18 protein-coding genes are annotated in these 15,037 nt (G+C 70.2%); 8 read left to right on the plus strand and 10 right to left on the minus strand.

The genetic code is table 11. From position 1 onward, the window contains the following. The 5 genes from VM306_RS33800 to VM306_RS33820 all read left to right on the plus strand — a co-directional run. The coding region (locus tag VM306_RS33800) for an amidohydrolase family protein (RefSeq protein ID WP_325522198.1) at positions 1 to 146 on the plus strand (146 nt) is incomplete at its 5' end. A gap of 4 nt (positions 147 to 150) precedes the next feature. Beyond that, positions 151 to 345 (plus strand): hypothetical protein, encoded by a 195-nt coding sequence (locus VM306_RS33805; RefSeq protein ID WP_325522168.1) that lies wholly within the window; start codon positions 151 to 153, stop codon positions 343 to 345. Between the two features lie 68 nt (positions 346 to 413). After that, the gene (locus tag VM306_RS33810; RefSeq protein WP_325522200.1) at positions 414 to 1,085 is read left to right on the plus strand and encodes a DedA family protein; all 672 of its coding nucleotides are present in this window, start codon (positions 414 to 416) and stop codon (positions 1,083 to 1,085) included. Between the two features lie 96 nt (positions 1,086 to 1,181). Next, entirely contained in the window at positions 1,182 to 2,618 is a 1,437-nt protein-coding gene (locus tag VM306_RS33815) for an amidohydrolase family protein (RefSeq protein WP_325522170.1), read from the plus strand. A gap of 54 nt (positions 2,619 to 2,672) precedes the next feature. Next, positions 2,673 to 4,346, plus strand: a complete 1,674-nt coding sequence (locus tag VM306_RS33820) for a hypothetical protein (RefSeq protein ID WP_325522172.1) — start codon at positions 2,673 to 2,675, stop codon at positions 4,344 to 4,346. Here VM306_RS33820 and VM306_RS33825 read toward each other — a convergent pair. Beyond that, positions 4,334 to 5,713 (minus strand): FAD-binding oxidoreductase, encoded by a 1,380-nt coding sequence (locus tag VM306_RS33825; protein ID WP_325522174.1) that lies wholly within the window; start codon positions 5,711 to 5,713, stop codon positions 4,334 to 4,336. The two genes, VM306_RS33820 and VM306_RS33825, sit on opposite strands and share 13 nt — an antisense overlap. Positions 5,714 to 5,868: 155 nt before the next feature. Between VM306_RS33825 and VM306_RS33830 the strand changes: the two genes are divergently transcribed. After that, complete coding sequence (locus VM306_RS33830) at positions 5,869 to 6,513, plus strand: DedA family protein (RefSeq protein WP_325522176.1); 645 nt, start codon at positions 5,869 to 5,871, stop codon at positions 6,511 to 6,513. Between the two features lie 27 nt (positions 6,514 to 6,540). Here VM306_RS33830 and VM306_RS33835 read toward each other — a convergent pair whose 3' ends face one another. Beyond that, on the minus strand, positions 6,541 to 7,176 hold the full coding sequence (locus VM306_RS33835; RefSeq protein ID WP_325522178.1) for a nucleoside/nucleotide kinase family protein: 636 nt from the start codon (positions 7,174 to 7,176) through the stop codon (positions 6,541 to 6,543). Continuing rightward, complete coding sequence (locus VM306_RS33840; RefSeq protein ID WP_325522180.1) at positions 7,140 to 7,985, minus strand: PfkB family carbohydrate kinase; 846 nt, start codon at positions 7,983 to 7,985, stop codon at positions 7,140 to 7,142. The genes VM306_RS33835 and VM306_RS33840 overlap by 37 nt, the downstream gene beginning before the upstream one ends. A 34-nt stretch (positions 7,986 to 8,019) precedes the next feature. Here VM306_RS33840 and VM306_RS33845 point away from each other — a divergent pair, with 34 nt between their 5' ends. Beyond that, positions 8,020 to 8,994 (plus strand): LacI family DNA-binding transcriptional regulator, encoded by a 975-nt coding sequence (locus VM306_RS33845; RefSeq protein ID WP_325522182.1) that lies wholly within the window; start codon positions 8,020 to 8,022, stop codon positions 8,992 to 8,994. Next, positions 8,988 to 9,719, plus strand: coding sequence for a sugar phosphate isomerase/epimerase family protein (locus VM306_RS33850; protein WP_325522184.1), 732 nt, complete (start codon positions 8,988 to 8,990; stop codon positions 9,717 to 9,719). The genes VM306_RS33845 and VM306_RS33850 overlap by 7 nt, the downstream gene beginning before the upstream one ends. On the opposite strand, the gene VM306_RS33855 is transcribed toward VM306_RS33850, so the two are convergent. The 7 genes from VM306_RS33855 to VM306_RS33885 all read right to left on the minus strand — a co-directional run. Next, entirely contained in the window at positions 9,709 to 10,806 is a 1,098-nt protein-coding gene (locus VM306_RS33855) for a glycoside hydrolase family 76 protein (protein ID WP_325522186.1), read from the minus strand. The genes VM306_RS33850 and VM306_RS33855 overlap by 11 nt on opposite strands. Before the next feature lie 25 nt (positions 10,807 to 10,831). After that, positions 10,832 to 11,497, minus strand: coding sequence for a TrmH family RNA methyltransferase (locus VM306_RS33860; protein ID WP_325522188.1), 666 nt, complete (start codon positions 11,495 to 11,497; stop codon positions 10,832 to 10,834). After that, positions 11,469 to 11,837 carry a DUF2784 domain-containing protein gene (locus VM306_RS33865; RefSeq protein ID WP_325522190.1) on the minus strand — a complete coding sequence of 123 codons (369 nt, stop codon included), beginning with the start codon at positions 11,835 to 11,837 and terminating at the stop codon, positions 11,469 to 11,471. Before VM306_RS33865 ends, VM306_RS33860 begins: the two co-directional genes overlap by 29 nt. Before the next feature lie 59 nt (positions 11,838 to 11,896). Then, positions 11,897 to 12,451 (minus strand): orotate phosphoribosyltransferase, encoded by a 555-nt coding sequence (pyrE, locus tag VM306_RS33870; protein WP_325522202.1) that lies wholly within the window; start codon positions 12,449 to 12,451, stop codon positions 11,897 to 11,899. Between the two features lie 39 nt (positions 12,452 to 12,490). Continuing rightward, entirely contained in the window at positions 12,491 to 13,264 is a 774-nt protein-coding gene (locus VM306_RS33875; RefSeq protein WP_325522192.1) for an SDR family oxidoreductase, read from the minus strand. A 69-nt stretch (positions 13,265 to 13,333) separates the two neighbouring features. Further along, positions 13,334 to 14,068, minus strand: coding sequence for a hypothetical protein (locus tag VM306_RS33880; RefSeq protein WP_325522194.1), 735 nt, complete (start codon positions 14,066 to 14,068; stop codon positions 13,334 to 13,336). Positions 14,069 to 14,245: 177 nt separating this feature from the next. Next, on the minus strand, positions 14,246 to 15,037 hold a 792-nt coding region (locus VM306_RS33885), incomplete at its 5' end, for an AAA family ATPase (protein WP_325522196.1).

The raw sequence follows: 15,037 nt of genomic DNA on the forward strand, positions 1-15,037 counted from the left end.
CGTACGCCGCCTCGACCCGTGGCGCCGAGCTGCTCGGACTCGACACGGGCAAGCTCCAACCGGGATGTACGGCCGACATCGTGGTGCTCGATGCAGAATTGAAGACCAGGGACGTGATGAGCAAGGGCGAGTGGGTCAAGGAATAGGTGGATGGCGGACGATCCGGAGCGGTTGGTGACCAACGCGTTGCGCGCGCAGGCGACCAGCACGAACGCCGGATTTGCCGTGCCTGTCCCGGTTCCCGAGGAGCGCCCCACGCCCATGCCGGCCTGGCTGGTGCTGGGCCTCGCACTCCTGTTGGGCCTGGCAGCGGGCACGGTGGCCGCAGTGATCACGCTCAGCTGACCTGTACCGTTGTCGCCGTGACGATTGCATTGGGCCCTGACTGGCTGGACCCCGAGAAACTGCTGACGATGCTCGGCCCGTGGATGCTCGTCGGGCTCTGCCTGATCATCTTCGCCGAGTGCGGGCTGCTTGTCGGGTTCTTCCTGCCAGGCGACTCACTGCTGTTCACGGCAGGTCTTTTCGTCGCGGCGGGGCACATCTCGACGCCGCTCTGGCTCGTCTGCGTGCTGCTGACGGTGTGCGCGTTCGTGGGCAACGTCTGCGGCTACTACATCGGCCGCAAGGCAGGTCCGGCACTGTTCAGCAAGCCGGAGTCGAAGATCTTCAAGAAGGAGTACGTCGACAAGACGCAGGAGTTCTTCGACAAGTACGGCGCGCGCGCCATCGTCCTCGCCCGGTTCGTGCCGATCGTCCGCACGTTCATCACGGCGATGGCCGGCGTGGGCAGGATGGACCCGAAGAGGTACTTCACGTACTCCGCGATCGGCGGCGTGGCCTGGGCAGCGGGTCTGACGATCCTCGGCTACTTCCTCGGCCAGGTCACCTTCATCAAGGAGAACCTGGAGATCACGCTGATCGCCATCGTGCTCCTCTCGGTCGTGCCGATCATCATCGAGGTGATCAAGGCGCGCAAGGAGAAGAAGGCGCTGCTGGAGACCGAGGCCGACGACATCACCCAGGTGATGGAGGCCCAGATCCAGGACGACTCGACGCAGATCATCCCCCGCATCGAGCGCTGACCGAAGCTTCCAGAAGACCCGTCTGCCCCCGCAGGCGGGTCTTCTGCCTTTCCGGGGCTTGAGTCTCCCGCTGCGTCAGGGTGTTGGTTGACCGGCATGACCGACACCACCCGACGTGCAGTGCTCGCCTGGCTGGCCGGACTCGGCGCGGCGGCGGGCACGGGCCTGCTCGCACCCGGCGCGGCCGGCGCCTCCTCCGACGTCACCGCGCTGCGCGGCGTCACCCTCGTCGACTCCGCCGGCATCCGTCCCAACGCCACGATCGTGCTGGCGGACAACAGGATCCTCGCCGTCGGGTCGCGCGACCTCCCGTTGCCGCGCGGCTCCGCGGCGCTGGAACTGGCGGGCAAGTTCGTCATCCCTGGCCTGTGGGACATGCACGTGCACGGCGCCTTCCTGGACCGGATCACGTTGCCGCTGTGCCTGGCCAACGGCGTGACCGGCATCCGCGAGATGTGGGGCTTCCCGCAGATCTACGAGCTGCGGCAACGGATCGAACGCGGCGAGGTGTTCGGGCCACGGCTCGTCGTCGGCAGCACGATCATCGACGGACCGCACTCGACGTTGCCCGGCTCTCTCATCGTCGCCACACCGGACGAGGGGCGCCAGGCCGTGCGGGACGCGAAGGCGCAGGGCGCGGACTTCGTGAAGGTCTACTCCTACCTGGACCGTCCGACGCTCGCGGCGATCGCGGACGAATGCGCGACGCAGGCCATCACGTTCGCCGGGCACTGCTCGGACCACGTGGCGATGGGCGACGCGAGCGACCTGGGACAGCGCACCTTCGAGCACATGTACGGCCTGCCTCTCGCGACGAGCACGCGGGAAGCACAGCTGCGCCAGGCCATCGCGGACCTGCCGCTGGATCCCGCCGACTCGTTCGCGTGGTTCAAGCAGGTGCTGGAGCTCGAACGTCGGGCCGCCGCCTCCCACAGTCGCCAGAAGGCCGCCGTCTTGGCGAAACGGTTGCGGCGCAACAACTCCGCGCTGTGCCCGACGATGGTCGCGATGCGGGTGTACGCGAGCCCGGCGGACCGGTTCGCGAACGACCCGCGGATGAAGTACATGCCGTCGTTCTACCGGGACCTCTGGCGCGACCAGCTCGCGCGGTGGGCACCCGTCACGCAGGAGGAGACCAGGCAGCAGGCGGAGTTCCTGAAGCGCCGCATGGAACAGGTCGCCGAGATGCACGGGCACGGCGTCGAGGTGCTCGTCGGCACGGACGCGGGCAACCCGTACTCGTTCTCCGGCTTCTCGGTGCACGACGAGCTGGAGCTGCTGGTCGAGGCGGGCCTGTCACCGAGGGCGGCGCTCGAGGCCGGCACTCGCAAGGGCGCGCTCACACCCGGAGCCGAGGCGAACCTCGTGGTGCTGGACGGCAACCCGCTCGAGGACATCCGCAACACGCGACGGATCCACACCGTGCTGACCCGCGGCCGCGTGCTCGGCCCCGCCGAACGCCGGCAGATGCTCGCCGATGTGGAAAAGGCAGCTCAGGAGCCCTTTCCTCCTGTTCAGGCGAGGTGCTGCTGACGTATCGTCCGCCTGGTCCGGCCGGGGGGCCGGCGTTCTCGGGGGGACGAGCTCATGAGACGTGCGCTGAGCACGCTGCTGATCGCTGCCGGTGTCGCGGTGTCCGCCGCGGCACCGGCGTCCGCGGACCCGGTGTCGCTGCCGATGCCGGTCACCGGCCAGAGCTACACCGACCTGCGCAGCCCGGCGCGGACGCTGACCGGCGCGGACCTGCCGGTCGGTGCCTGGCGGGACGAGGAGAACCGGTTCCACTCCTCGAAGGCCTACTTCACCGTCGACCTGTCCCGGTTGCGGGGCACCAGGATCTTCGCCGCGCGCGCCTTCTCGCGCGAGACCGCGGTGACCGACTGCGCGCAGCCCCGCTCGGTCGAGCTGTGGCAGACGAGGCTCGCCGAACAGCCCACGTGGCTGAAGGCGCCGAAGGAGCTCGCGCGGTTCGAGACCGGCGTGACCGGTCAGTGCCAGGCCTTCGTGAGCTGGGAGATCACCAGCGCGATCACCGCGGCGGTGGCCGCAGGCCAGGAGAAGGCCACGTTCGCGCTGCGCATGGCGGGCGGCGGGCAGTTCGACACCGGCTACGGCCGCCGGTACGCCCCGGTGACCGTCGAGGTCGGCTACAACACGCCGCCGAGCGCGGCGTCCGATCCGCGGGTCGACGCCAAGCCCTGCACCGGGACCGCTCACCTCGTCAACCGGCCACCGCAGCTGTCCGCGGTCGTCACCGACGTCGATCCCGTTGCCGGTTTCCAGGTCCGGTACGTCGTGACCGATGTGGCCGACGCGGCGAAACGGCACGAGGGCACGGTGAGCCACTCCATGCCGTTCGTTGTGCCCGGCGGGTTCATGGAGCACGGCCACACCTATGAGTGGACCGCTCAGGGAGAGGACGGGTACGACCGCGGTCCTGCCAGCACGCCGTGCCGGTTCACGGCCGACCTCCGCGGGCCGATCGTCGCGCCGGTCGTGACGACGACGGACTTCCCGCAGACCGGCGCCGGGCTGCCCGGCACGTTCACCTTCGACGCGGGCGGAGACCGGGACGCCGTCTCGTTCTCCTACGAGGGCCTCGGGCTGTTCGGCACCGTGCAGGCCGACCAGCCCGGCGGCAAGGCGACGCTCACGGTGCGGATGCCCACCTCCGGGCCTCACTGGATCGAGGTCCGCTCGGTCGACGCGCTCGGCAACCTCTCGGCCGGTACCCGGTACGACTTCTGGGTGCGGCCGTCCTGGCCGGCGGTGACCGTGCCGCAGGGCGAGATACCGCTCGGCACCGAGGTCGGCGTGACGTTCCGTTCGGTCGAGCGCGACGTGACCGAGTTCGTCTACGAGATCACCGGCGTGCCGGGCTCCGTCACCGTGCCCGCGGTGAACGGTGCGGCCGCGGTCGAGGTGCGGGTCACCGACCCGTGGGTGACCAGGCTGTACGTCCGGGCGAAGAACTCGGACGGTGACCTCACGCAGTCCGGGGTCGGCGAGATCCACGTCGCGCCGTCGGAGCCCGTGGTGACCAGGAACGGCGACCTCGTCACGTTCGCGCCCGGCATGACCGGCGTCACCGAGTACGTCTACCGCGTCAACTTCGGCGACGAGCAGACGATCGCGGCCGGTCCGGACGGAGCTGTGACGCTGCCGATCGATTTCGGCGACCACCCGTTCCCGAACGTCGAGGTGCGCGGCCGGACCGCCGACGGCCTGGTCTCCAGGACCGCGCGGCTCTACGTCGAGTAGAACATCGAGCCCGGGTTGAACAGGTTCTCCGGGTCCAGCGCGCGTTTGATCTCGCGGTGGACCCGGAGGCCCACCGGCCCGATCTCCTTCGCCAGCCACTCGCGCTTGATCTTGCCGACACCGTGCTCCCCGGTGATCGTGCCGCCCAGCGAGAGCCCCACGGCCAGGATGTCGTCGAACGCCTTCTGGGCGCGCGCGAACTGGTCGGCGTCCGTGGGGTCGTAGACGATCGTCGGGTGCATGTTGCCGTCGCCCGCGTGGCCCACGACGGCGATCTTCAGGCCGACCTCCCGCGCGATGTCCTCGCAGCCCTGGATGAGCTCGGCGATGCGGGTGCGGGGCACGCACACGTCGTCGGTCAGCCAGGAGCCGTAGACCTCCAGAGCGGTCAGGACGGCCCGGCGGGCGGTCAGCAGGTCGCGGCCCTCGTTGACGTCGTGGGTCGCGTAGACGAGGTCGGCCTCGAGGCAGATCTCCTCTATCTTGCGCAGCTCGTCGCGGGCCTGCTCGCCGCCCGCGTCGGACTGGCAGATCAGCAGCGCCGCGCAGCCCGGTCCCGCGCCCAGCTCGGTCTTCAGGTACTGCTCGACGGCCTCGATCGAGGTGCGGTCCATGATCTCCATCAGCGACGGGACCAGGCCCTCGCGGACGATCCGGCTGACCGCGGCGCCGGCCGTGGCGGTGCTGCTGAACGCGGCCACCAGCGTGGCGGGGGCCTGCGGGAGGGGCCGCAACGCCAGCGTGGCCTGGGTGATCACGCCGAGGGTGCCCTCGGAGCCGATGAACAGCTTGGTCAGGTCGTAGCCGGCGACGCCCTTGACCGTGCGGCGGCCGGTGCGCAGCACCTCGCCGTCGGCCAGGACGACCTCCAGGCCCAGCACGGAGTCGGTCGTGACGCCGTACTTCACGCAGCACAGGCCGCCCGCGTTGGTGGAAAGGTTGCCGCCGATCGTGCACCAGTCATAGCTGCTCGGGTCCGGCGGGTAGAACAGGCCGTCCTTCTCGACGGCACTGCGCAGGTCGAGGTTGACCACACCCGGTTCGACCACGGCGAGGCGGTTGTCGGCGTCGATCTCGACGATCGCGTTCATCTTGGTCGTGACCAGGACGACGCAGCCCTCGATCGCGTTCGCGGCACCCGAGAGACCGCTGCCCGCGCCTCGGGGGACGATGGGGACCCGGTGGCTCGCGCAGGCCCGCACGACGGCTTGGACCTGCTCCGTGGTCTGCGGGAACACCACCGCCACCGGGCTGCCGTGCGGCGCGAGCGGCATCATGTCGCGCCGGTAGCCCGCGGTCACGTCGGCATCGGTCAGGACGCCTGCGGCACCCAGTGCGCCACGGAGTTCGGCGAGCAACGTCTCCATACTCGCCACGCTAGTCCGATTCGCCTGGTTCACTCGATGGTGATCCCACGAACAGGAGGTCACGTTGTGACTGAGCGTGCTCAACCCAGATTTTGTCCACCCGTTAGTTTGATGTCGCCACACCATCGGCGTAGTACGACGTAAGCTGGGTCACCGTGGCGCATGCTTTCGCCTCGCTGGAGACCGCGGGTCCGCTGGCCGTCTGGGTCATCGTGCTGAGCTTCATCTTCATCGAGTGCGCTTTCATCTTCGGGCTGTTCCTGCCCGGTGACTCGTTGCTGTTCGCGGCCGGTGTGGTGCTGGCGACGCACAGCAGTGAGCTGTCGGCGTGGGCGCTGTCCCTCGCGGCTCTCGTCGTCGCCGTCGTCGGCAACCAGGTCGGGTACTACATCGGCAGGGCGACCGGCACGCGCGTGCTCGCGCGCAAGGGCGGCAAGGTGCTGAACAGGCACAACCTGAAACGCGCAGGCGACTTCCTCGACCGGCGCGGGTTCTGGGCCGTCGTGCTCGCACGCTGGATCCCGTGGATCCGCACGCTGGCCCCGGTGATCGCCGGTGCCGCGCGCATGGACATCCGCCGGTTCACGCTGGCCACCACCCTCGGCGCCATCGCGTGGGTGCCGACGCTGGTGCTCGCCGGCTACTACGGCGCGGGCATCCTGCAGCAGTTCCCGTGGCTCGAGACGGCGGCCATCGTCGTCAGCGTCGCGTTCTTCCTCGGCGGCACCGGCTGGGGCCTCTGGCGCTACCGCCAGGAGATGGCGAAGCCGATCGACGAGACCGTGGACGTCGCGTCCTAGAGGACCTTCCCGGCCAGAGGACCCCGGCTAGAGGACCTCGGTGATCAGCAGGTCCGCCGATCCCTTCGACGAGTTCACCATCAACGCGTTGACGTGGTCCGTGCCGTGCAGCACCCGTTCCTGCGCCTCCGACAGGGTGCGCCCGTACCGCAGGTGGCGGTCGATCAGGCGTTGTACGCGGACGTCCTCGTCGATGAAGAGGAACCACGCCTCGTCGAGGATGATCCGGACGCGTTTCCACTTGTCGTAGTTGAGCAGCAGGTAGTTGCCCTCGGTGACGACGAGCGGGACGTCCGGGTGCACCGGCACCGCGCAGGCGACCGGTTCCTCGATCTCGCGGCGGAACTCCGGCGCGTAGATCATGTCCGGCCCGCACGCCTTGATCCGGCCGAGCAGGTCGACGTAACCGGGGATGTCGAACGTGTCGGGCGCGCCCTTGCGCTCGACGAGCCGCAGCCGTTCCAGCTCGCTCTGCGCGAGGTGGAAGCCGTCCATCTCGACGAGCACGGCCTGGCCGTCGAGCGCTTCGACGAGCCGCCGCGCGAGTGTCGACTTGCCGGAGCCGGGCGCCCCGCCGATGCCGAGGAGCTTGCGCTCCCCCTGATCCGCGAGCACTCGAGCCCGTTCTAGCAGCTCCTCGAACCTGACCTGCTGTCCTGCCACCGCGCCAGCCTCTCAACCCAGTCCCCGACCGCACCGACGCGAACGGCGGCCGCCTCCGACGCGAAGCCGATGGCCGCCACCGGGTCCGTCCCCGACGCCAGCGCATAGGCGTACGCGCCGTGCCAGACGTCACCGGCACCGTTCGTGTCCTTCACCTCCACCGCCGGCACGGGCGCCTCTCCGGTCGAGCCGTTCCGCGACCAGGTCACCGGTGCCGCACCCTGCGTGCGTATCACCAGCGGCACCCCGTAGGAGTGCACCTCGGCGTCGGACAGCTCGAACCCCGAAGCGCAGGCGGCCACGTCGACCAGCGGCAACAGGTGATCGAGGACAGGTTTCCAGCTCCCGGCGTCGAGCACCACAGGCAATCCCGCCTCTTTCGCCTGCTGGGCGGCCGGGATCGCGAGTCCGTCGTGGTGCCCGTCCAAGAGGACGACGTCCGCGGCGGCCACGAGATCGGACAGATCGGGCGCCACGACGGGCACCGACGCGTTGCGCGACACGACCGTGCGCTCCCCATCAGCGTTTCTGACGACGACCATGCTCACGGGCGTCGTGCCGGCCACGGCGGTGACTTGGACCGGGTCCAAGGAGGCACGGACGAACTCGCCCAGCGCATCGGCACCCAATGCGGTGAGCAACGCGGCCCGCCCGCCCAGAGCCGCGACGGCACGCGCCGCGTTCGCCGCCGGACCGCCGGGCGAGAGCGCCGCGCCGAGCGACCGGACCTTCTGCCCCGGAACCGGGAATTCGTCCACCCGCTGGGTCACGTCGAGGGTTGTGAGCCCGACACACAGGACGGCTGCCATCAGGGCTTCCTCCACACGGGTATGGTCCCAGGTCATGGTCACCATGCGGGATGTCGCGGCTCTCGCGGGGGTCTCCATCACCACGGTGTCACACGTGATCAACGAGACCAGGCCCGTCGCCGAGGACACGCGCGAGCGCGTCCAGAAGGCGATCGACGAAACCGGGTACACGGGTGACGCCATCGCGCGATCGCTGGTCATGGGCGGCACGAAGTCGCTCGGCCTCGCGGTCTCACTGGTCTCCCACCCGTACTTCGCCGAGCTGATCGCCGCCATCGAGTCGGAAGCGACCCGCAACGGCTACTCGCTCGTGCTGATCGACACGAGGGACACCCCCGAGTCCGAGCAGACCGCGGTCAGGATGCTGCGCTCGAGACGCGTGGACGGGCTGCTGCTGACGCCGTCGGCGGGCGGCGGGAGCCTCGTGCTGCCCGAGCTCAAGCGCCTGAACATCCCCACCGTGCTGGTGGACCGGCTGACCATGGCCAAGGACATCGACCAGGTCGGTCCGGAGAACGTGCAGGCCACGTCGGGCCTGGTCACGCACCTCGCGGAGCTGGGGCACCGGCGGATCGGCATCCTCTGCGGCAAGACGGGCGTGGCGACGACCGAGGAACGCATCCTCGGCTACCGCCTCGGCCTCGGCCGCGCGGGCCTCAAGTGGGACGAGGCGATGGTGTCGCAGAGCGGCTGGCTCGCGCCGCTGCTCGACCAGGACGACCCGGCGACCGCCGTCGTGGCCGCCGACCACCTCGTGACCGTGGGCATGCTGCACGAGACGCGCGCCCGCGGCCTGAAGCTCGGCACCGACCTGGCCGTCGTCGCCTACGACGAGGTCGAGTGGGCCACGCTGATAGACCCGCCGCTCACGACGCTGGCCCAGCCCGTCGAGGAGATCGGCAGGACCGCGGTGAAGCTGCTGCTCTCGCGGATCGCCGACCCGGAACGGGCGCCGGAGACCATCCGGCTCGCGCCGTCGCTCCTGCACCGGCGCTCCTGCGGATGCTGATCCCCGGCCTCGTCTCGGTGACGTTCCGGCAGCTCACCGTCCCCGAGATCGGCGAGCTGGCGCTGGAGTGCGGACTGCGGGCCGTGGAGTGGGGCGCCGACGTGCACGTGCCGCCCGGCGACTCCGCGGCGGCGCGGCAGGCCCTCGGCACCGGACTGCGGGTGGCCGCGTACGGGTCGTACTACCGCGCCGGGGTGTCCGACCGGTCCGAGCTGGTGCCGGTCCTGGAGACCGCGGCCGAGCTGGGCGCGCCGCTCGTGCGGGTCTGGGCGGGAACGTCCGGGTCGGCCGAGTGCGCCGATCGCGGCGCGGTGGTCGAGGCGTTGCGGCACGCCGTCGAACACGCCGGCGTGATGGGCACGAAGATCGCGCTGGAGTACCACCGGAACACGCTGACGGACACGCTGGACTCGACCGTGCGGCTGCTGGACGAGGTCGACGGCGTGGTGCCGTACTGGCAGCCCCGGGGAGGCCAGGACGTGTCCTCGGCCGTGCACGAGGTGCGGACGCTGGAACCGGTGACGGCGCACGTCTTCTCGTGGGGTCCGGGTGGCTACCAGGACCGCCTGCCGCTCGCCGCGCGCCGCGACCTGTGGGAGCCGGTGCTGACCGAGCTGGCGCGCGACGGCGTCGAGCGCAACGCGTTGCTGGAGTTCGTGCGCGACGACTCGCCCGAGCAGTTCCGCGAGGACGCGAAGACGCTGCTGGGCCACCTCACCCCGTAGCGACGTCCAGGCCGTTGCGTTCGAGCAGGGCCGCCGCCTCCAGGCACATCCAGCCGCCGAGCTGGACGGAGAGGTCGCGGTTGTCACCCTCGTCCGCCGGAGCCGTCCACTCCGGACCGAACAGCGGGCCGCTCACCGCCATCGCGCGGTGCGACCACGCCGACTCGGCCGACTGGATCACGAGCTCCCGCGCCAGGTCCGCGGTCACCGCCCGGCCGGGGGCGAGGCCGGGGATCGTCAGCGCGGCCTGTGCCAGGTAGCGCGTGAGGATGCCCGCGAACAGGCCGCCGTCGCCCCCGCCCTGGCCCTTGATCACACCGTTGGTGGCGAGGTCGTCGTGCACCGCGGTGATCGTCCGCGCGGCCCTGTCGAGCCACTTGTCCTGCTGGCCGTGCTTGGCCAGCTCGACGCACGCGCCGATGAGAACCCCTTGGCAGTACGTGTAGATGTTCTTCTCGATCTCGCGGATCTCGCCGTCGGGGTGGACGTGCAGGCCGTCCCACGCGAGGCCGCTGCCGGGGTCGACGAGGTGCTCCTCGATCCAGTCCACGGTGGACCGCGCACGGGCGAGATCGGTGCGTTCGTTCCGGCGGGCCAGGAAGATCGCGGCCGGACCGTTGGCGGGCACGTTCTTGAAGTCGTCGTCGCGCTTCCACCAGATGCCGCCGCCGGCGTGGTCGGTCCAGCCCTGGCGCAGCCGTTCGGCGATGGCGCTCAAAGCCTGCGGCTTCGCGACGCCGGCGTCGTTCTGGGCGCGTTGCAGGGCCAGGCCCAGCCACGCGACGTCGTCGTAGAAGTCGTTGGTCCAGCCGACGACGTTGCGCACCCGGATGCCGCGGACGACCTTGGTGATGGCGTCCTTGCGCCGCTCGGTGGGCGAGCGCAGGTAGGCGTCGACCATGCAGTCGAGCAGGTGCGCCTGCCACCAGTAGTTGAAGCTGGTGTGCAGCTTGTCCCGCAGGAGCGGCGGCCACGCCCGCGCTCCGAGCAGCGTGCCCGGCACACCCCAGACCCGCCGCAGGTGCCGGGAGTACACCGCGCGCTCTGCGACGCCCGCGCGGGCCGCCAGCAGTTTCGCGTTCACCATCTGATCATCGTGCGTGCTTGACCGATCAAGAAGCTCGATGAACGGCCCAGTGGTACAGGCCCATGGCCACAGAAGTTGTCAGGTTGTAACTGCTGACCCTGTCCCTCATGGGCAACCGCACGATCCTGGAGGCCTTGCGCCGCACCTCGGCGGACAGGCCGTGGCGCTCCGACCCGAACGCCAGCACGGCGTCGTCGGGGATCGGGCCCTTCAGCAGGTCGCCGTCGGCGTCGAACGCGATCAGCTCGCCCGCGAAGTCCAGCGTCTCCGCCTTGGCCACCGGCAGCGCGAAGTGCAGGCCCGCGGACCCCCTCAGCACGTTGGGGTGCCACGGGTCCACGTCGCCGGTGGAGATCACGCCGCCCGCGTCGAGTCCGGCGGCCACCCGGATGGCCGCGCCGAAGTTGCCGAGGTTGCGCGGGTTGTCGAGCAGCACGACCGGGGCGCCGCGGTCGAACGGCAGCTCCGGCCGTTCCGCGAAGCCGGCGACACCGGTCGGGTGCGTGCGGCCGACCCGCAGCACGAACGCGGCCTGGTCGACCTCGGTAGCCCGCGAGAACTCCTCCACCAGGTCAGGCGCGTGCGACTCGGCGAGCCTGACCACGCCGTTCAGGTCCGTGGTGAGCAACGGCCGCACCTCCGCGCCGAAGCGCAGCGCGTGCTTAACCGTGTGAAAGCCTTCGAGCAGCACGCCCACCAGCGTAGAAGCCGATCCACGACGCCAGCACGACCGCCCCGAGCACCAGTTGGACCAGCGTCGACGCGCTCTCCGGGTACCAGACGCCGTCGATGTAGTGGTCGATGAACCCGGTCTCCAGCACCGGCATCCCCGCCCTCGCGCGAAGATCGTTCTCCCACATCGTGAGCGGACACACAGTGGGCGTGATGACGCTCAGAACCGCCCACGCCCCCAGCGCGAGGTGCGGGTAGATCACCCAACGCCACCGCCACGCGAAGAACCCGCCCACGAGCAGGAAAGCAAGCACCGTGAAGTGCAACGCGACAACTGCTTCTGCGAACACCCTGGCCATTCGCACCACCCCGCCCTCCAGACTAGGACGGGGTGACTCGTAGCGCTCTTGATAAAACCTCAGGAGAGCCCGAGGTCGTTCAGGTCGAGCAGGTACCGGTACCGCAGACCCTCGGCCTCGATGGCCTCCTTGGCGCCCGTACCTCGGTCGACGACCGTGGCGACGCCGATCACCTCGGCCCCGTGCTCGCGCAGCGCTGTGACGGCCGTCAACACCGAACCACCCGTGGTGGAGGTGTCCTCGACGGCGAGGACGCGCTGCCCGCGCACGTCGATGCCCTCGATCTGGCGCTGCATGCCGTGCGCCTTGCTCGCCTTGCGGACCACGAACGCGTCGAGCACGTCGCCGTCGGCAGAGGCGGAGTGCATCATCGCGTAGGCGACGGGGTCGGCGCCGAGTGTGAGACCGCCCACGGCGACGAAGTCCCAGTCGCTCGTGAGTTGCCGCAAAAGCTTGCCGATCAGGGGAGCCGCCGCGTGGTGCAGCGTCGCCCGCCGCAGGTCGACGTAGTAGTCGGCTTCCTTGCCGCTGGACAGGGTCACCTTGCCGTGCACGACGGCCAACTCGCTCACCAGACGGGCGAGTTCCGACTTCGCGTTCGCGTCCAAGACCACTTCAGTTCGCACAGGTCGCTACCTTCGCACACGCCGCCGTCACGTGCGTCCGCGCCCACCCGCCATGCGCGAGGCCATCTTGCGCAGGACCGCCCTCGGGATCAGCCGCGTGAGGGTCACGATCCCCTTGTACTGCAGGCCGGGGATCGACAGCAGCTTGCCGCGGCGCAGGTCGCGCAGTCCCTCGTGCACGAGCCGGTCGGCGTCGACGTAGAGCCAGCCCGGCGTCTTGGTCATGTCGATGTTCGCGCGCTTGTGGAACTCGGTCCGCACGAAACCGGGGCAGAGCGCCATGATCCGCACGCCGGACCCCTCGGTGGCGAGCGCCATGCCCTCGGAGAACGTCGTCACCCACGCCTTGTCGGCGCTGTAGCTCGTGCCGCGGCCGGGCAGGAAGCTCGCGACGCTGGACACGTTGATCACGTCGCCCTTGCCGCGGGCCATCATGGCGGGGATAGCCGCCCGGCACAGGCGCAGCACCGTGGCGACGTTGACGTCGAGCTGGGCCTGCAGCTTCTCGACGCCGGTCGAGAAGAACTCGCCGCTGCTGGCGAAGCCCGCGTTGTTGACGAGAAGGTCGACGGCCGACTCGGCCAGGCGTGCCTCGACCTCGGCGCGGTCGGTGGCGTCGCTGAGGTCGGCCGGCAGGACCTCGACGTGGACGCCGTGCCGATCACGCAGCTTCCGCGCGAGCTCCTCGAGCGCGGACGCGGTGCGCGCGACCAGCACGAGGTCGTACCCCTCCGCCGCGAGCCTGCGGGCGAAAGCGGCCCCGATCCCGACGGTCGATCCGGTCACCAGTGCGGTTGGCATGCCACCGAACGGTAGTCGGAAAACCGCCGGGGCCGAAGACCGTCGACGATCACACTTCGCGCCGCGCCGTCACTGCTGCTTGCGGCCGAACGACGGGCGGTAGACCTCGCCGCCCTCGTCCTCCTCCGCCACCGGCTCCTCGGCCTCGGACGGGTCCGGGTCGAACGGGTCGATGACGTCCGCCAGCTCACCGACGTCGCGCAGCAGCCGTTCGAGGCGCGCGGGCGACGAGTTCGGCGGCGCGGCGGCCAGCACCCAGTCGTTCTCCATCCAGACGACCGTGACGTCGCCCCCGATCTCCTCGGCGGCGTCGATCAGATCAGGCGTGATGATCTTGCGAGCGGCCGGCACGTCCGTGACGAACGCGTACCGCGAGCCCACCGGCCCGAGCAGGTCCGGCATCGGCATCTTGTCGTTGTCGCGCTGGAACGGCACCGTCGACAGCCACAGCTCGACCACCACCGACAACGCCCGCCGGCACCGCACGCCGACCAGCACGGAGTTGACCTTGCCCCCGGTCTCGTGGTCGAGCACGTAGACCTGCCGTCGCCCGTCCGCGGTGAAGGTCGACCCCGCGACGACGTCACGGGCGAGCCCCGTGCCGTAGTACGCGATGGCCCCGGCCTCCCACCGGGTCGGCAGCACGTGGTCCGTCTCCTCGAACTGCCAGCCGCGCAGGGCAGCCCAACGGCGCCGTTCACGATTACGCGCGGTTCGTTGCGCCCGGTCGGTCGCGAGCAGGGCGAACCCCGCCACACCCGCCACCGCGGCGACGGTGAACCAGACCCACGCCGGTATGCCCACAGCTGAAGCGTAGTGGGTCGAGGGCGAGGAACGAAGATCACTTCCGCGCGTCGTGACCGCGGGTGCCTATTCGAGGTGATCAGGACGCCGCACGGGTGCCCACCGGCACGCGAAAGCGTCCCTGCCGGGTGGCGGCCCCGCCGAACCCGGCAGGGCCGCTTCCCGATCACACGCGGGTCACGCGGTGCGGCCGACGATCAACCCCGTCTGGTCGTCCAGCACGTCGACCCGCACGGTGTCGCCGTCCCGCACCTCGCCGGCCAGCAGCTCCTTCGCGAGCTGGTCGCCGATCGCCGACTGCACGAGCCTGCGCAGCGGCCGGGCACCGTAGATCGCGTCGAAGCCGTTCAGCGCGAGCCAGTCGCGTGCCGACGGCGTCACGTCGAGCGTCAGGCGGCGTGCCGCGAGGCGGTCGGCCAGGCGGGCGATCTGGATGTCCACGATGGACGTCAGCTCCTCGGTGGCGAGCGCGTGGAACACCACGACGTCGTCCAGCCGGTTCAGGAACTCCGGCTTGAAGTGCCGCTGCACCACCGCCATCACGGCGTCCTTGCGCTCCACGTCCGTCAGCGACGGGTTCACGATCGTCTGCGAGCCCAGGTTCGAGGTGAGCACCAGGATCGTGTTGCGGAAGTCGACCGTGCGGCCCTGGCCGTCGGTCAGGCGGCCGTCGTCGAGGACCTGCAGCAGCACGTCGAACACGTCCGGGTGCGCCTTCTCGACCTCGTCGAGCAGCACGACCGAGTACGGGCGGCGGCGGACCGACTCCGTCAGCTGTCCGCCCTGGTCGTAGCCGACGTAGCCGGGAGGCGCGCCGACCAGGCGGGCCACCGAGTGCTTCTCGGAGTACTCGCTCATGTCGATGCGGATCATCGCCCGCTCGTCGTCGAACAGGAACGCCGCCAGCGCCTTGGCCAGCTCCGTCTTGCCGACGCCGGTGGGGCCGAGGAACAGGAACGAGCCCGTCGG

The organism is Lentzea sp., assembly GCF_035525475.1.
In the GTDB taxonomy this organism is placed as follows: Bacteria; Actinomycetota; Actinomycetes; order Mycobacteriales; family Pseudonocardiaceae; genus Lentzea.